The following is a 16,417-nucleotide window of genomic DNA, read 5'->3' on the forward strand; positions in this document are numbered from 1 at the left end:
GTTGTCCTTGCATACGGAATGGATTCAGTTTGAGCAGGATGGCGTCCGGCATCGGCTGTATGCCGCTCGTCTTGCCCGGGCGAAGGGACCGCTGCCGACCGTTATCGTCATTCAGGAGCTCTGGGGGACGGACGCGCACATCCTCGATCTCACCGAGCGTTTTGCCAAGGCAGGCTACTTGGCGGTCGCACCGGATTTGTTCGCGGAAAACGGAGAGCGCCGGGACGTTCTTTCAGAAGAGCGGATCGAAGAGATCAAGTCGTTCCTCGACACGCTGGCTCCTCCGTCCTGGCACGATCCGGCTGCTCGCGAAGCGGCACTGGAGCAGCAGCCCGCAGCGATTCGCGAAAGAGTTCGGGAGACATTTCCCGAGCTGTTCGCATCGTTGACCAAGCTGCCCGAGCTGCTGGAAACAGTCAAGGCGACCGTCTCGTTTTTGTCCGCGTACGAGTGGAGCAAAGGACAGAAGGTGGCGTCCGTAGGCTACTGCATGGGTGGAGCGATGTCCACGATGCTGGCTGCAGCGCTGCCGCAACTGGCGGGAGCGGTCAACTACTACGGACGGATGCCGCTATCCAAAGAAGAGGTTGCCGCCATCCAATGTCCGGTGATCGGCTTCTTCGGAGAGAAAGACCCGAAAATCACTTCGCTCGTCCCGGAATTTGCCGAGGCGATGGAGGCAGCCGGAAAAACATTTATCTATAAAGTATATGAGGAAGCCCATCACGGCTTTTTCAACGACAGTCGGGGTGCTTATCATGTCCAAGCCTCCCGTGATGCCTGGGAGCGGACATTAAACTTTTTTAATAAAGTTTTGTCATAATCGGCGCGCTACTTTTACCCCTATTTTCCCTTTTTATACCAGTGGAGAATAGGGGATTATTTAGGTATCTAATTAGTTTATCTAAAAACAATATTCGTATTATTTACATCCTTTTAAATATTGACAAGGATATGACAGTCTGAGTAAGATAAGATATACATAGAAAACACCGTTTTTTATGTAAAACAACAATTTGCTGATAAATTTGAAAACAAGGGGGCATCATCGTGAAAAAGGGCTTAGGAAAACTTGCATGTATCTTGAGCATGGCTGTAGCTCTGGCAGCCTGTGGATCGGGGCAATCGAACGGGCCGCAAGCGACACCTGGACAAGGTGGAGAACAGGCCGCAGGCGATCAGCCGGTTGAGATCAGGCTGGGTGGCGGCTTTGCGTCTGAAGAAACATTTTGGCTGATGCAAATCGATCCTTCTCTGACGCCGAATCAGGGCAAGAGCTATACCCTGAACCTCACTCAGTTCCGGGCAAACGCTGACAGGCTGAATGCATACCAAGCCAATCAGATTGACATCGCATCGATCGGCCAGGGCGCGACGATGCTGGCTGCATCCCAAGGCATTCCGCTCAAGGTGATTGCCTCCGTGGTGAAAGACTCTCCTGATGAAGGATTCAACACCAAGTTTATGGCATTGAAAGATTCCGGCATCACGAGCATTGCTGATCTGAAAGGAAAGGTCATCGGTATCCCGGACTTCAAGGCACCGACTGACCTGTGGGCTCGCTCCGCTGTTCGCTCCGCCGGTCTGGACCCGGATGTGGACGTGAAGTACGCAGTCATTCCGATCCCGTCGATGGGAGAAGCGGTGAAGTCGAAAAAGATCGACGTTGGCGTATTCCCGCAGCCTTTCTATGAAACAGCCTATGCCAGCGGCGAGTTCGTCGAAGTATTCAACTCCAAAACAGGCGTACCTGTCGAGGAAGACTTCCTCGTGATGATGGCCAACCCTGACTTTTTGGCGAACAACGAGCAAGCGGTGAAAGACTTCCTGAGCGATTTCACGAATGCCGTCAAATACTATCAAGAAAACGGTGCCGAAGCGCGCCAAAAGCTGATTGACGCAAATAAAGTACAGGCCGATCCGGAACTGTACGTGAATATGACCGACAGCCACCGGGCAGTCGACGGCAAAGTAAACATCGAGGCCTGGAGCCAACTGCAAGAGATGCTGGTAGAGGAAAAATGGGTAGACAGTCCTGTAGATCCAAACACCATCATCGACATGTCGTACTTGCCAAACTAACGCATACGCGCTAAACAGTAGCGACCCCTATTCCCCACTATAGGGGTCGCTTATCTGTCTCTTACCTTATAGTGAAGGAGAATCAGTGATGGATAATAAGACACCAGCCATGGACATTGAAAAGTTGGGCAAAGTTTACACAAGAGGGAAAGAGGAAGTCACTGCTATCCAGGAGATCAGTCTGCAAATACCGGAAGGAAAGTTTGTCAGTATCGTCGGACCCAGCGGATGCGGAAAAAGTACCTTTTTGCACATCGTCGGCGGCTTTATTCCCAAGTCGAGCGGCACGGTGCGTATTCGCGGCAAGGAAGTAGACAAGCCGGGGCCGGATCGCGGCATGATGTTTCAGGAATCTGCGCTGTTCCCGTGGAAAAACGTCTTTGACAACGTCGCCTGGGGCCTTGAAGTGCAAGGCGTCGAGAAGGCGAAACGCGACGAAATCGTCGAGCACTATTTGAAAATGGTCCATTTGTGGGACTTCCGCAACAACCTGCCGTCCGAGCTTTCCGGGGGGATGAAGCAGCGCATCTCGCTGGCCCGTGTCCTCGCATTCAATCCCGATGTACTGCTGATGGACGAGCCGTTCGGCGCCCTCGACGCCCAGACGCGGGAGCAAATGCAGGTGGAATTGCAACGCATCTGGCGAGAATCCAACAAGAGCGTCCTGTTTGTCACGCACGATATTGATGAGGCCGTCTTTTTGAGCGACCTGGTCGTCGTCTTCAGCTCCAGGCCGGCAGTGATCAAGGAAATCATTGAAATCGACTTCCCGCGTCCACGTACGCTTGATATTCATAAAACGCAGGAGTTTATGAAGATTCGCAGCCATATCTGGGATCTGCTCCATCAAGAACACGGAAAGACGGGCGAGGAGGGGCTCTGATGGACAAACGCATGTACAAAATTGCCGTGATCGAGATTGCTGCATTGCTCGCGATCTGGCAGCTTTTGGCGAGCTTGCAGTGGATACCGGGCTATCTGTCCAGCCCCGCTGTAATCGGTGCGGAAATGTGGAAACTGGTGGTCAGCGGCGATTTGTTCACCAATGCGGCGGCCAGCCTGTACCGTTCCCTGATCGGCTTTTTGCTGGTCATCGTGCTGGGGATTGTGCTGGGAATTGCCGCCGGATTTTTCAAGCCTGTGGGCAGTTTTTTGCAGCCGATCGTGGATGTGCTCAACCCGGTTCCGAAGATCGCGCTGCTGCCGATTTTGCTCGTCTGGTTTGGCATTAGCGATACGACCCGCGTATTGCTGATTTTCTTGACCGCGTTCTTCCCCTGTTTTATTGCGACCAAGGATGGAGTGCTGGCCGTTCGCCAGGTGTTCATCTGGGCGGCCGAAAACATGGGCGCAAACCGCTTTCAGATTTTGTGGAAAGTGATTTTGCCTGCTGCATTGCCGAAAATTTTTGACGGTTTGCGCGTATCCCTCGGACTTACTTTCGTTATGATGTTTTCTTCGGAAATGATCGGTTCTTCCAACGGCCTGGGGCTTGGGTTCATGATTTTGACAGCGGATATGGCGGGACGTACCGACCTGATGTTTGTCTCCATCTTCATCATTGCCCTGCTCGGCTTTGTCTTTGATCGAATTTTGCTGGCCATCCGCGCGAAGATGCTCTGGTGGTCGGAGAACAGGGGGTAGATGAGGCATGAACAAAGCATGGAAGCTGATAGTCGAATACCAGTCGCTGATCTGGATCGTCGTAGCCTGGGAGTTGATCGTCCTGCTGCAAGTGATGCCGGAGCGGCTGTTCCCGTCCTTGTCCAAAGTAGTAGTCGTTTCGTATGAACTGATCGCAAACGGAATGTTGATAGAAAACTTGCCCGTCACTTTGTTCCGCGTCTTTGCCGGCTTCGCGCTGGCAGCAGTGGTCGGAATTCCCCTGGGGCTGATGATGAGCCGTTCGAAGCTGTTCAACGACCTCGTACAGCCCGTCTTTTCGATCGGGTTCCCGATTCCACGTGTGGCGCTCTACCCGATTCTCGTGTTTATTCTCGGACTTGGCTCTGCTTCCAAAATCACGCTGATTTTTCTGGAGTGTCTGTTCCCGATCGTGCTGAACACGTACTATGGCGCGACACGGGTCGGGAAGCTGTACCTGTGGGCAGCGGAAAACATGGGAGCCAACAAGCGGCAAGTATTCTGGCGCGTCCTCATGCCAGCGACGATGCCGTCCATTTTTACCGGCCTGAAAATCGCGCTGCCGATGGCCTTCATTATTGCCATTCTCACGGAGATGATTGGTGCGACTGCCGGAATGGGGTACATGCTGACGTACATGTCGGCGTCGCTGATGCAGGAGAAAGTGCTGGCTTGCGTCGTGCTCATCACGATTGTCGGCTACCTGCTGAACCTGTTCATCCAGGCGATTCAGCGCAAATACGTATATTGGCAATGAAACGAGAATCGTCTTACCATTTCGAATATTGACTTCCATCGGAAATTGCCCTATAATTTTAAATACAAAACAAAGTTTTATATTTAAAACACAAACACTTCTAAGGAGGCATTCCCATGAGTGAACAAAACATTTCGATTCAAGAGTTCGAACAAAAGTATGTGGCACGTCTGCAAACACGGACAATCGACTATAACGCACTCTCGTTCCAGGAGCAGGTAGACCCGTCCTACCGTCGCGCGCAATGCCGCTACGTTGGTACAGGCGGTGTCGCAACGACTGACAGCAACGTCATCCAGGCTGGTCACTTCACCCTGAGCAACATGTACCTGCCGCCAGGCGCACAAGGACCGCTCCACTTGCACAGTGACGTAGAAGAAGTATTCTTCGTGATCAAAGGCTCCATCACCGCGCTGGTGCAAATCGGCGAAGAAGTGCATGAGATCAAGCTGAGCGAGCGCGATTGCATCTGGACTCCTCCAGGCTACTACCGCGGCGTTCGCAACGACGGCGACGAAGAGGCGATCATGGCTGTTATGCTGGGTGCACCGAAACCGCAAATCCCGACTTACCCAGAAGGCAGCGAACTGGAAAAAATCCGCGTCGAGCGCGCCAAGGCAAAAGCAGCGGCAGCAGCGGCCGAACAACAAAAATAAAAGCGGGCAACCGCCAGGAAAACATGAAAAGACCGGCATTTCAATCCGCCGGCTCTTTTCATTTCAGCACATATGTTTCGCGCAGAAATGATACTTTTCTGACCTAGATGAGGTGAACGCAATGTCAGTTGTTCAAGTTGGCTCGCTATCCATCCACTACCAGTCGGCTGGCACAGGTGCCCCGCTGGTCCTGCTCCACGGTCTCGGCAACAACTCGCAGTCGTGGTCGAGACAATACGCCGGATTGCAAGAGCATGTTCACGTGATCGGCTGGGATACCCCGGGCTACGGCAAAAGCTCTGATCCCGAACCGGAATTCCGCACCTTCGGGGAGCTCGCGGAGATACTCAAAGGTTTCCTCGATGAACTGGGCCTTGGACCGGTCTACCTGCTCGGTCATTCCATGGGCAGTACGCTGGCGATGGAATTCGCCGCCAAGTACCCGGAATACTTGAAAGGGCTGATTCTTGCTGCCAGCACGCGAGGCGGCGCGACCAACCCGGAAACCAATGAGAAGAAACTGAAAAACCGCCTGCACAACATCGAAAACCTGCCTGCCCAGGAGCTCGCCGAACTGCGTACCCCGGCGATGTTCTCGCCGTACGCGTCGCCAGAGCTGATCGCCGAAGGCAAGGCGATCATGTCCCAGGTGCGGCTGGCAGGCTACCGTTCTGTTGCCTATTCGCTGTTCCACGCGGATCAGACTCGCTTCCTGGCTGCGATCAAGGTCCCGACGCTGCTGTTGTGCGGCGAAGACGACAGTGTGACGCCGGTTGCAGAGTCGAAGCAGGTGGCACAGGGCATCGCAGGCTCCACGCTGAAGCTGATTCCGCGAGCAGGTCACCTCTGCTACATGGAGCAGCCGGAGATGTTCAACGAGTTTGTCCGCACGTTCGTCCAGGAGCGCGAAGCGGCTGCCAAAAAGGGGGATGCGCAATGAAAATCGGCATTATCGGCGGGGGAAACGTCGCCCAGTACCTGCTCAAAAGCATCAACGTCGAGCGGCTTTTGCCCAATGTGGCGATTCGCTCCGCCTTGCTGCGACGGCCCGAGGCTGGGGCAGAGTGGGAGCGTGACTACGGCGTTCACGTATACACGGACATTGACGCCTTTCTCGATTCCGGGATTGACATCGTAGTCGAGGCGGCAACTGTACAAGCCGTACAGGATTACGCGGAAAAGGTCGTCGCCAAACGCAAAAACCTGGTCGTCATCAGCGTCGGCGCGCTCGTCGATCAAGATCTGGTGAGCCGGCTGAACGAGACCTGTCGTCAGTTGGGCACCCGCGTGCTGCTGCCGTCCGGGGCGATTGGCGGGCTGGACGTCATCCACGCCGCGATGGCTGCCGGCGAATTGCAATCCGTCGAGCTGACCACGCGCAAGCCACCGCTGTCCCTGATCGGACGGGAAGTAGAACAGGAAGAAGTCGTATTCGAGGGGACGGCGACAGACGCGATCGCCCGCTTCCCGAAGAACATCAACGTCGCCATCGTCCTCTCGCTCGCCGGTTTGGGAAGCGACAAGACGACAGTGAGAATCGTCGCCGACCCGCAAACGGTGAAAAATACACATTGCATCGAGGCTGTCGGCGCCTTTGGCAAAATGACGATCCAACTGGAAAACGATCCGATGCCGGCCAACCCGAAAACGAGCTATTTGGCGGCTCTGAGCGTCCTGTCTACGCTGAAAAAGCAAACCGAAAACATTTCTGTCGGCTGACGCAAAAACAAGTGACAGCTTCGCCAGTAGCGGGGGGCGAAGCTGTTATTTTCCAATCGGGTTCCAGTTGGCTCTTGTTACAACGTGGCTGAAAAGACTACAATAGGGTGAGAGGAGCCCATACCCCTCGTGAAAGGAGTAACAAGTGTTCATGTCGAACCCTGAAAAAGACCGCTATCTTTCTAATTCCTTAATCAGAGGATTGGAAATATTGAAAATGTTCGATGCCTCGACACCGACGTTGAGCCTGGTCGAAATTGCAGCCAGAATGGGAGTAAGCCGTACCGTTCCCTTCCGCTTTCTCTATACACTTCAATATCTGGGATACCTGCAGCAGGACGAGGTCACGAAGCGCTATCAGCTTACGCCCAAAGTAATGGAGCTGGGCTTCGCGTATCTAAATACGATGCAGCTTCCCGAATTGGCCAGGCCCTATCTGGAAAAGCTGCGCGATCAGACCGGTGCCTCTGCACACATGGGCATCCTGGACGGGAACGAAGTCGTCTACGTCGCCAGGGCAGCGACCAGTACCAATTTTTCCGCATTGAACGTAATGATCGGCTCCCGCCTGCCGGCGCATGCGACTTCGATGGGCAAAGTGCTGCTCGCCTTTTTGTCCGAAGAGAAACTGAAAAGTTTTTACGATAGCGTCAGCCTCCCCTCCTTTACAAGCCAGACGAAGACGATGATCGACGATCTGAAAAAGGAGCTGGAGGAAATCCGGCAGAACGGATACGCCATCAGCAAGGAAGAGTTTGAGATCGGCATTTGTTCGGTCGCCGTACCCATTTTTGACCGCGACGGCGTGATCGTCGCAGCGATCAACGTCGCCGCGCCAGTCAGCGTGATGCGCCCGGAAATCATGGAAACGGACATCATCCCGGCAGTCGTCGAAACGGCAAAAGCCTTGTCCGGCTACGCCCGGTAATGTGTCGGCAATGGAACAAGAGTGCGACAAAGCCGCTGCTTGATGCAGCGGTTTTTGTTCGTTGCAGGACACGTTGACAAACGGGCTGGAAGCTGCTACCATTATGTCTATAAAACATACTATTTAGGTAGGAATAATAAGGATAAAACAAGGCAATGCCAAGGAGGGAAACGCAAATGGCCAACGTGCTTGTCGTCGGAGGAGATCGGGTAGCAGAAATTGAATCGATGCTGTACGATAAGGGCTTTGAGCAGGTGTATCACGTATCGGGCAGAAAAAAGTCGGATGTCAAGGCGAACATTCCTGCTGACACGGCATTGATCATCGTCTTTATCAACTTCGTCAACCACAATCTGTCGCGCAACATCAAAAAGCTGGCGAAGCAAAGGCAGGTACCGATTGTCTTTTGCCGCCGCTCCTGTGAGTCGCTTGCCCTGGCATTGTAGACGAGCTGGTGATGTCGGCTGCGCTACTCTTTCTGCCATTTTTTCCGATTCGCCGTCTCGTCACCTCGCAGTGTCACGACGGTTCATACATGATATACATAAAAGCATCGTCGCAGATGCATGTCCCTTCTGGCCGGAGCAGTAGGAGGGTCTGCGAGGATGCTTTTTTTTTGTCATGTAAGCGCTATCTTGAAGGAATGTAAACCTATATCATGGAACTATATATGAAGAATGATCCTATCACATGGAAAGGGAGTGTTAGTAATGTCCTACCTCGACATGGAGCAGATGACGCTGCCAGAAGTGCTGGAGCAAACCTGCGGGCGCTACCCAGAGAGAACGGCGATTCATTTCAAGGGAGTGGAAATGGATTACACGGTATTTGGCGAGCATGTGCGGCGCTTCGCTGCGGGTCTGTCCGAGCTTGGCGTGGAAAAGGGAGACCGGGTCGGAATCATGCTGCCCAATTGCCCGCAGTTTGCCATCGCCTACTACGGCATCCTGCACCTCGGGGGGATCGTGGTGCAGATCAACCCGATGTCGGTGCCCGGCGAGTTGGAGCATTTTATCGGCGACTCCGGTGCCAAGACGCTGGTCATCTACGCGCCGTTGCTTCCGGTCGCTGAAAAGGCAAGCAATCTGGCGGAAGTCACCAAAATCGTCGTCGAACTTCCTCCCAGTGGTGGGGTCTACAATGGAAATACGGTCTTGTTCGAGTCGCTGTTCGCGTCCGGCCAAGCATTGCCGCGCCAGCCACTGGCACCGGAGGATATTGCGGTCTTGCAATACACCGGCGGGACTACCGGACGCTCCAAAGGGGCGATGCTCACTCATCGCAACCTCGTCCTGAACGCCTGGCAAATTTCGCAAATTTTGAAACAGTCCAACCCAAATGGAGAGCAGGAGCGCATCTTGACGGTCATTCCCCTGTTTCACGTCTATGGCATGACGGTTTGCATGAACATGGGCGTCCTGGACGGCTCGCAGATGATTTTGCTGCCGCGTTTTGATCGGGAGGAAGTGCTGGAGACGATCCGCGACACCCGGCCGACGATATTTCCCGGCGTACCGACGATGTACGTGGCAGTCAACGCCCACCCCAAGGCAGTCGACTACGGCATTTCCTCGATCCGCATCTGCCTGAGCGGGTCTGCGCCGCTGCCGGTGGAGATCATCAAGGAGTTTGCCGAGAAGACGGGCAGCACGATCATGGAGGGCTTCGGCTTGTCGGAAGCATCGCCCGTTACCCACTTCAATCCGCTCGACCGGCAAAAAACAGGCTCGGTCGGCAAGGTAGTCCCGTACACGGAGGCGAAGATCGTGGATTTGCAGGACGCAACACGCGAGCTGGCGCCAGGGGAGGCAGGCGAGCTGGTCGTTCGCGGTCCGCAAGTAATGAGCGGCTACTGGAACTTGCCCGAGGAGACAGCCCAGACCGTGCGTGACGGCTGGCTGTACACGGGTGACATCGCCTACCGGGACGAAGAAGATTACTATTATATCGTGGACCGGAAGAAAGATTTGATTATCTCCGGCGGGTTCAACGTCTATCCGCGCGAAGTGGAAGAGGTATTGTACCAGCACCCGGCCGTGCTGGAAGCCGTCGTGATTGGCGTGGCCGACCCGTATCGGGGAGAGAGCGTAAAGGCCGTCGTCGTCGCCAAAGCGGACAGCAATGTGGGCGAAGAGGAGCTGATCGCCTTTTGCCGCGACAACATGGCCGCCTACAAAGTCCCGCGCTTCATCGAGTTCCGGGACGCTCTGCCGAAGACAGCCGTAGGCAAAATCCTGCGCCGCACGCTGCGCGAGCAGGAGCTGACCCGGACCGCGAGTGAGCAGGCGGAATAGAGAGAAAGTATTGTTATTAGGAAGCGGATTATATACAACCTGGCGAACAAGGTGCCTTTTGGGAGAATGATTCTCCACAGGGCACCTTGTTCTCGTTCGTTCTTGTTTTTGCTAAATTGAAAAAAACACTGAACCTGTTCGCAAGGCCATGACAATATAGAGGTGAATGGCCATTCGGAGGGGAGTAACTCATTGGATATTGAAGAATTTTGCGAGTTGATCAAAAGTCACGGGAAGACGGTGTACGGGTTTTGTTACAAGCTGGCGGGAAAGAAAGCGGATGCCGATGATCTCTATCAGACGCAATTCGATCCGAATCTGGAGTTCGGATGAAAGACATGCAGATTGTGTAGTGATTATTGAGTATGTCGAATGATAGACTCGAAGTGACGGCGCCCACCAAAACAAAACGAACACGAAAAACCGAACAAAAGATAGGAATGAGCCCGCGAGATTATTATAATAGACGAACAGGGTCAAATTTTACTGGGGAGGTAAGTATATGAAGCTGCAGCAGGCAATTGAAGCAGTATTGCAAGAGGCGTCGGGGGAGTTTGGCGTGTCGGCACTCCATCTGGAATCAGGGGAAAGAGCCGGAAATCGGCAGGATGAGCTGTTCCAGCTTGCAAGTGTATTCAAAATTCCGATTCTTGTGACATTGATGCGCGAAGTGGAAACAGGCACGATCCGGCTCGATCAGCGCGTGACGCTGAAAGAGGAAGAGCGCGTCCCCGGTTCCGGGGTCTTGCAGGAGCTGGACCCAGGAGCGGTCCTAAGCGTCAAGGACCTGGCTATGCTGATGACGATTGTGAGCGACAACTTCGCGACAGACATGCTGATTGGCATGATAGGTCTGGAAAAAGTAGAAGCCTACATGCACGAGCTCGGTCTGGAAAGCGTCTCGCTGCCTCACACCTGCTGGCAGCTTCTCAACCGCTGTGTCGGGATGGAAGAGCCTCGTCCGTCGATCGCAGGTTTTAACGAGTACAACAGGCGCGAGGAGACAGGCGATTTCGAGCTTTTGTTCGACGTGAGCGAGCCGACTCCGCTCAACAACGTAGCGACTCCCGCCGATCTGAACAAACTGCTCACGCTGGTTGCGACGAAGCAAATTCTCAGTGAGCGTTCGTGCGACCAGATTCTCGATATTCTGCTGCGCCAGCAGTACAACAGCCGTCTGCCGCTTCTGTTGCCGGACGGAACCAAGGTGGCGCACAAGACGGGAACGGTCAACAACGTGGTCAATGACGCCGGGATCATCTATTTGCCAGAAGGCAAAGGAACGCTCGTCGTGTCCGTCCTGTCGCGCAAGATCGAAGAAAAACAGTACGCCGAGCGCAAGATTGCCGAATTGGCAAAAGCCTTGTGTGAACAGGTAATGGGGAGCTGATCAGATGAGCGAATGGACGTTGGCATTTGAAGCCTTTTCCCGCAAGCTGCTGGAGCAAGCGAAGGCGCCGGGGGCGATTGTCGCGCTCGCCCAGGACGGAAAGCTGCTCTACAGCCAGACAGTAGGCTGGCGCAATCGCGAAGAAGAGCTGCCGATCACTCTGGACACGGTGTTCGGGATCGCGTCTGTGACCAAATCGTTTACCTGCGCGGCAATTATGAAGCTGCAGGAAGCAGGCAAGCTCGCCGTCACTGACCCGATCTTGCAATACCTCCCGGAGTTTGCTTTTCTCGACGAACGCTGGACGAAGGAAATCACGATTCACCACCTGATGACGCACACGCCCGGCATGCCGCCCTTTCCGTTTTTGGACGGGGCGCTGAAGCGGAGCATGGAGCAGGACCCGATCGTCCCTGGCACGGTCGAGGAAGAGGAGATCAAGCCACTGCCCTATCTGGATACATACGCAGACGTGATGGAGGCGATCGCCAGCTACAAAGGAAAACCGCTGGGGCCCCCCGGAGAGGCGTTCAGCTACAACAACGACGGTTACGGCCTGCTCGGGGCGATCATCGAACAGGTGAGCGGACAGACGTATGAAGCGTATGTAGCCGAGCATATCCTGCGGCCGCTGGGAATGTCGCGGACCGTATTTCATGTAGCCGAGCTGGACGACCAGGAGGATGTCACCGTCCTGTACAAAAGAATGAAGCGGGACGGAGAAGAACAGGTCGTAGCCGCTCCCTTCTGGCGTGACGCTCCGGCGATGCGGGCTTGCGGCTTGCTCAAATCGACCGCCCGCGACTTGTTGGCCTACCTGGAGATGTACCGCGGCGCAGCAGCGCTTTTGGCGGATGCCAGCCTGGAGCAAATGACACAGCCGCACGCCCGATGCGACGGCTATCGGTCGTACGGGTACGGCTGGATGGTATCCCCCGCTTTTCCCGATGGTGTGCTGATCGAGCATGGGGGTTCGCTGAAAGGGGTCAGCTCCCACATCTTCTTCCTGCCGCAAAAAGGGCTGACCGGCGTAGTGCTGTGCAATGCTGACGGCGTGCCTGTGCGCGAGCTGGCGGTCGGACTGCTCAATGCGATGGCGGGCAGAGAACCTGACGCACAGCTTTATCCGATCGAGGCCCGCGCACTTGACCCGCGGCTGCATGCCGACTACGTCGGCACGTACAAATCCGATGAATGGATGGAGCTTTCGATCGAGAGCCGGGATGCAGCGCTTTTTCTCACTGTTGACGGGCAGTCGTACCCGCTGATTCCGGCAGATACAGACGCCTTTGTTTTCAAACGGGGCAATTCTGTCGTCTGGATCGACTTTTTCAGGTCTGCGGATGGGGAAGTCCAGCGTGTCAGCTACGCGTTGCGGCAATTGTTTCGAATGGCTCCATGACGGGTAATAAACGTGCATGAGGATGCAGTCTCGTGCACGTTTTTTTGCCCGTGTACGAGTGGCCTTTGATTTTCTCCGACCATAACCGTCATAATAAGAGTATTACACGCAGGAAGTGATGAGACATGCAAATCGTCGTATTTGATCTGGAGACGACACTGACACACCAAAAGGACAAGATACCGGAAATCATTGAAATTGGGGCGGCCAAGCTCGTCCCCGGGCAAAGCGGGGTCGACGTGGACACCTTTCAACGATACACCTTTCCCGCCATCGAGCGCAGGATTAGCGAGCGCACGCGGGAGTTTATCGGACTCGACAAGGAAAACATGCCGGAGTTTATTCCGTTTCCGCGAGCCTTTTCGCAATTTATGGAGTGGATCGGCCCTTCTTCTGATTCCTATCTCTGCTCGTGGGGGAAGGACGACAAGCGGCTGTTGATCGAGCATTGCGCGCGTTTTGGCCTGACTTTCTCCTGGCTGCAAAACTACAATGACATCCAGCCGCCGATCAGCATGCTTCTCGCAGGAAGGAAGCAGATGGGATTGAAGGACGCCATCGACGCGGCCGGAATCGAACAAGAGGGCCGGCTGCACTCTGCGCTCGTAGACGCGATACATACCGCGCATCTGATGGTCAAATACAATGACATCATCCCGCTGCAAAAAAACATGCCGGAAGAAAACTACCAGATGGCAAGTCCGCTGTACATCAACTGCCGTTCTTGCAAAAAAGCGAAATACTACACCAGCTTTGGCCGGAAGTCAAAGGTGTGTGCTTCCTGCCTGCAGCAAAAACGCAAGAAGAAGCAGGCGGAAGAGGCGGCGCTCGCCGAGCAAAACCAGTAGGGCGGGCTGCCGACAACAAAAAAATGCCGCGAGCATTGCGCTCGAACGGCATTTTTTTATGAAAACTATACGCCTAGCAACAGCAGAATGATCGAAGTCAGGCTGAAGCACATGCTGATCAGGCAGAGAAAAGCGACGACCTGCTTGGGGTTGAGGCCTGTCCGCAGCAGGCGGTAGTGAACCTGGCTGGCATCCGCCTGATAGATCGGCTTTCCTTGGAGAGCGCGCTTGATGACGACGAACAGGTTGTCAAAAATCGGCACACCAAGCGCCAGGATCGGGATGAACAGGGAAAGGACTGTCGCCTGCTTGAACGCTCCGTCGAGCGCAATGACGGCGAGAATAAAGCCCAGGAAAGTCGCTCCGGCATCGCCCATAAAAATTTTGGCGGGCGGCTTGTTGTAGCGCAGATAGGCCAGCGACACGCCAACCAGGCTGATTGCCATTACCGCCGACGTCGTTTGCCCTTTTGTCAAAGCGACGATGAACAGCGTACCGGCCGAGATCGCAGTCAGTCCGCCAGCGAGCCCGTCCATTCCGTCGGAGAAGTTGATCACGGTCGTCACACCGAAAATCCACAGGATAGTCAGCACGAACTGGAGCCAGACCGGCAGCAGCAAGTACTCGCCGCTCAGCGGGTTGTAAAAGCCGGAGAAGGTAATGCCCGACAAGTAGACGAGAACCGCGGCAGTGATATGCACGATCATCTTCGGCAGCGCCGGAAAGTCCTTGCCTTGCGTTTTGTACCAGTCATCTACCGTGCCGATCACGAGAAGCAGCAGAGAGCCGGCGAGCACCGCTGCTGTCTGAATGGCAGACTCTTTGGAAAACAGCAGAAAGGAGACGGCAAACCCGACGAATATCGCATAGCTGGCCGTCAGCGGGATCGGCTCCCGGTGAATTTTTCGCTCCACGTCTTTACGGGGCTTGTCTACAAAATCAATCTTGAACGCCAGCTTGCGCAACGGCGGAATCAGCAGCATTACGATCGACAGCGAGATTACAAAGGAAAGTACGTATAAAATCTGAATCATCTCCTGGCACTAACATTCCTTGCTCCTACCCATTATAGGAAGAATGGAAAGGATTGTCGAGACATGCTGGAGAAGTTGCGGAGATCGGGATCATTCGCATAGAATGTCTGCCTTTTATCCAGACTATACAGCAAATCGACATTGGAAACGTGAGGAAGCTGGAATGCGCCCCTTTTCACATTGGCTTGAAAAACAGAAAAGGAAAGTGAAACAGCAGGATTCAGGAGGAGCGCAGCACCGCCTGGAAGAACATATCGCTCCGACACTCGCCCACATCCAGACTGAGTTTGCAGGCTGCGCCGATCTGGTACATCGTACATATCCGCGGAATGCCACAGATGTTTTGTATTTTGGGCATTTGACAGCAAGCACCGATCTTAACCGGGACGTCCTGATTCCGTTGGCCAATGCGTCTGCCGATGAAATGGACAGCCTGTTGCAGCGATCGCAATTTATGGAGGTACACCACGCCAAGGAGTGTGTAAAGGCGATCCTGGACGGCCATGCTGCGATCTTTTACGGACAAAAGGCGTACGTGGTCAATGTATATGGTCCACCCTCGCGCTCCGTCGAATCGTCTGAGAGTGAATCGGTCATTACCGGTCCGCACGATGCCTTCATCGAGAGTATCGACACCAATCTTTCCCTTGTTCGGAGAAGGGTAAAAAGCCCTCATTTGAAATCGATCAAACTGAGCGTGGGGGAAATTACCAAAAGTGATATTTTTGTGCTCTACATCCAGGGAATTGCGGACCAGGACTTGGTCGACGAGATGGTGCAGCGGATTCAGGACATTGAGGTCGACAGCGTATTCGAGGGGAATATGCTCGTTCAGTATATAGACGAAAATCCGAACTCTGTTTTTCCCCAGTTTTTGACGACGGAACGGGCAGACGTGGTCGCTTCGAAGCTAATGGAGGGGAAAATGGCTGTATTTGTTGACAGCAGCCCATCCGTCATTTGTGCACCAACCGGTTTTTTTGAATTTTTTTCATCTCCCGACGACCATTATCAACGCTGGGCACTCGGATCGGGGCTGCGCATACTGCGCTTTATCGCTTTTATGATTACCGTCGCCTTTACCGCATTTTACGTCTCGATCACAACCTTCCACTACGAGATGATCCCGCAGTCCTTGCTGTTAAACCTGGCGGAGTCGCGAAGCAGAGTGCCGTTTCCTCCGCTCATCGAGTCGTTGCTGATGGAGACGATGATCGAGCTTTTGCGGGAAGCCGGAGCCAGGCTGCCGTCGAAGATCGGGCAGACCATCGGTATCGTTGGCGGTATCGTCATCGGGCAGGCAGCGGTGCAGGCCGGATTGACCAGCAACATTCTCATCATCGCGGTTGCTTCGTCGGCCATTGCCTCCTTCGTGATACCCAGCTACATTATGAGCGCATCCATTCGCTTGCTGCGCTTCGGGCTGATTATCATGGCGGGGATTTGGGGGAATCTCGGCCTTTTGCTGGGTCTGGGTCTGATCATTATTCATTTGGCGGGGTTGACCAATCTGGGGACTTCGTATTTGACGCCGGTTGCCCCGATGGTATTCACAGACTGGAAGGATACCTTCATCCGCGGACCGCTGTGGGCTCTCCGCAAAAGACCTGCGCAAACAAGAGCCAAAAATGCGGTGAAGAACAAAATGAGACGTTGAGGACGG

The 16,417-nt window shown here is 54.2% G+C and carries 17 protein-coding genes; 16 read left to right on the plus strand and 1 reads right to left on the minus strand.

Annotation, left to right across the window (positions count from 1 at the left end):
• The first annotated feature begins 1 nt into the window (after position 1).
• The 15 genes from ACAF76_RS04055 to ACAF76_RS04125 all read left to right on the plus strand — a co-directional run bounded on the left by ACAF76_RS04055 (position 2) and on the right by ACAF76_RS04125 (position 13,720).
• Positions 2–823, plus strand: a complete 822-nt coding sequence (locus tag ACAF76_RS04055; RefSeq protein WP_421617547.1) for a dienelactone hydrolase family protein — start codon at positions 2–4, stop codon at positions 821–823.
• Positions 824–1,050: 227 nt separating this feature from the next.
• Positions 1,051–2,082, plus strand: coding sequence for an ABC transporter substrate-binding protein (locus tag ACAF76_RS04060; RefSeq protein ID WP_421617548.1), 1,032 nt, complete (start codon positions 1,051–1,053; stop codon positions 2,080–2,082).
• Positions 2,083–2,170: 88 nt separating this feature from the next.
• Entirely contained in the window at positions 2,171–2,965 is a 795-nt protein-coding gene (locus tag ACAF76_RS04065) for an ABC transporter ATP-binding protein (protein WP_421617549.1), read from the plus strand.
• Positions 2,965–3,726 carry an ABC transporter permease gene (locus ACAF76_RS04070; RefSeq protein WP_421617550.1) on the plus strand — a complete coding sequence of 254 codons (762 nt, stop codon included), beginning with the start codon at positions 2,965–2,967 and terminating at the stop codon, positions 3,724–3,726. The genes ACAF76_RS04065 and ACAF76_RS04070 overlap by 1 nt, the downstream gene beginning before the upstream one ends.
• Positions 3,727–3,733: 7 nt before the next feature.
• Positions 3,734–4,483: an ABC transporter permease gene (locus ACAF76_RS04075; RefSeq protein ID WP_421617551.1), complete on the plus strand. Its 750-nt coding sequence runs from the start codon at positions 3,734–3,736 to the stop codon at positions 4,481–4,483.
• Between the two features lie 116 nt (positions 4,484–4,599).
• The gene (locus ACAF76_RS04080; RefSeq protein ID WP_421617552.1) at positions 4,600–5,139 is read left to right on the plus strand and encodes a cupin domain-containing protein; all 540 of its coding nucleotides are present in this window, start codon (positions 4,600–4,602) and stop codon (positions 5,137–5,139) included.
• 121 nt (positions 5,140–5,260) lie between these two features.
• Entirely contained in the window at positions 5,261–6,079 is an 819-nt protein-coding gene (locus tag ACAF76_RS04085; RefSeq protein WP_421617553.1) for an alpha/beta fold hydrolase, read from the plus strand.
• A complete protein-coding gene (gene nadX, locus ACAF76_RS04090; protein ID WP_421617555.1) occupies positions 6,076–6,858 on the plus strand; it encodes an aspartate dehydrogenase in 783 nt (260 codons plus the stop codon). The genes ACAF76_RS04085 and nadX overlap by 4 nt, the downstream gene beginning before the upstream one ends.
• A gap of 151 nt (positions 6,859–7,009) precedes the next feature.
• Positions 7,010–7,786 carry an IclR family transcriptional regulator gene (locus ACAF76_RS04095; protein ID WP_421617557.1) on the plus strand — a complete coding sequence of 259 codons (777 nt, stop codon included), beginning with the start codon at positions 7,010–7,012 and terminating at the stop codon, positions 7,784–7,786.
• 176 nt (positions 7,787–7,962) lie between these two features.
• Positions 7,963–8,232, plus strand: a complete 270-nt coding sequence (locus tag ACAF76_RS04100; protein ID WP_421617558.1) for a DUF2325 domain-containing protein — start codon at positions 7,963–7,965, stop codon at positions 8,230–8,232.
• Positions 8,233–8,496: 264 nt separating this feature from the next.
• Complete coding sequence (locus ACAF76_RS04105) at positions 8,497–10,080, plus strand: long-chain-fatty-acid--CoA ligase (protein WP_421617560.1); 1,584 nt, start codon at positions 8,497–8,499, stop codon at positions 10,078–10,080.
• A gap of 192 nt (positions 10,081–10,272) precedes the next feature.
• Complete coding sequence (locus ACAF76_RS04110; RefSeq protein WP_421617561.1) at positions 10,273–10,413, plus strand: sigma factor; 141 nt, start codon at positions 10,273–10,275, stop codon at positions 10,411–10,413.
• Positions 10,414–10,582: 169 nt separating this feature from the next.
• On the plus strand, positions 10,583–11,470 hold the full coding sequence (locus tag ACAF76_RS04115; protein ID WP_421617562.1) for a serine hydrolase: 888 nt from the start codon (positions 10,583–10,585) through the stop codon (positions 11,468–11,470).
• Positions 11,471–11,474: 4 nt separating this feature from the next.
• Positions 11,475–12,872, plus strand: a complete 1,398-nt coding sequence (locus ACAF76_RS04120) for a serine hydrolase (RefSeq protein WP_421617564.1) — start codon at positions 11,475–11,477, stop codon at positions 12,870–12,872.
• 125 nt (positions 12,873–12,997) lie between these two features.
• Positions 12,998–13,720 (plus strand): exonuclease domain-containing protein, encoded by a 723-nt coding sequence (locus ACAF76_RS04125; protein ID WP_421617565.1) that lies wholly within the window; start codon positions 12,998–13,000, stop codon positions 13,718–13,720.
• A gap of 65 nt (positions 13,721–13,785) precedes the next feature.
• Here ACAF76_RS04125 and ACAF76_RS04130 read toward each other — a convergent pair whose 3' ends face one another.
• A complete protein-coding gene (locus ACAF76_RS04130) occupies positions 13,786–14,754 on the minus strand; it encodes an MraY family glycosyltransferase (RefSeq protein ID WP_421617566.1) in 969 nt (322 codons plus the stop codon).
• A 205-nt stretch (positions 14,755–14,959) separates the two neighbouring features.
• Here ACAF76_RS04130 and ACAF76_RS04135 point away from each other — a divergent pair, with 205 nt between their 5' ends.
• Positions 14,960–16,411 (plus strand): spore germination protein, encoded by a 1,452-nt coding sequence (locus ACAF76_RS04135; protein ID WP_421617567.1) that lies wholly within the window; start codon positions 14,960–14,962, stop codon positions 16,409–16,411.
• The last annotated feature ends 6 nt before the right edge of the window (positions 16,412–16,417 follow it).

This window comes from Brevibacillus sp. TJ4, from assembly GCF_044627595.2.
GTDB lineage: Bacteria > Bacillota > Bacilli > Brevibacillales > Brevibacillaceae > Brevibacillus.

Excerpts from the sequence above, each read along its gene's own strand:
- ACAF76_RS04065 (WP_421617549.1), top strand. The coding sequence starts at position 2,171 with ATGGATAATAAGACACCAGCCATGGACATTGAAAAGTTGGGCAAAGTT.
- ACAF76_RS04070 (WP_421617550.1), top strand. The coding sequence starts at position 2,965 with ATGGACAAACGCATGTACAAAATTGCCGTGATCGAGATTGCTGCATTG.
- ACAF76_RS04075 (WP_421617551.1), top strand. The coding sequence starts at position 3,734 with ATGAACAAAGCATGGAAGCTGATAGTCGAATACCAGTCGCTGATCTGG.
- ACAF76_RS04080 (WP_421617552.1), top strand. The coding sequence starts at position 4,600 with ATGAGTGAACAAAACATTTCGATTCAAGAGTTCGAACAAAAGTATGTG.
- ACAF76_RS04085 (WP_421617553.1), top strand. The coding sequence starts at position 5,261 with ATGTCAGTTGTTCAAGTTGGCTCGCTATCCATCCACTACCAGTCGGCT.
- nadX (WP_421617555.1), top strand. The coding sequence starts at position 6,076 with ATGAAAATCGGCATTATCGGCGGGGGAAACGTCGCCCAGTACCTGCTC.
- ACAF76_RS04095 (WP_421617557.1), top strand. The coding sequence starts at position 7,010 with ATGTCGAACCCTGAAAAAGACCGCTATCTTTCTAATTCCTTAATCAGA.
- ACAF76_RS04100 (WP_421617558.1), top strand. The coding sequence starts at position 7,963 with ATGGCCAACGTGCTTGTCGTCGGAGGAGATCGGGTAGCAGAAATTGAA.
- ACAF76_RS04105 (WP_421617560.1), top strand. The coding sequence starts at position 8,497 with ATGTCCTACCTCGACATGGAGCAGATGACGCTGCCAGAAGTGCTGGAG.
- ACAF76_RS04115 (WP_421617562.1), top strand. The coding sequence starts at position 10,583 with ATGAAGCTGCAGCAGGCAATTGAAGCAGTATTGCAAGAGGCGTCGGGG.
- ACAF76_RS04120 (WP_421617564.1), top strand. The coding sequence starts at position 11,475 with ATGAGCGAATGGACGTTGGCATTTGAAGCCTTTTCCCGCAAGCTGCTG.
- ACAF76_RS04125 (WP_421617565.1), top strand. The coding sequence starts at position 12,998 with ATGCAAATCGTCGTATTTGATCTGGAGACGACACTGACACACCAAAAG.
- ACAF76_RS04130 (WP_421617566.1), bottom strand. The coding sequence starts at position 14,754 with ATGATTCAGATTTTATACGTACTTTCCTTTGTAATCTCGCTGTCGATC.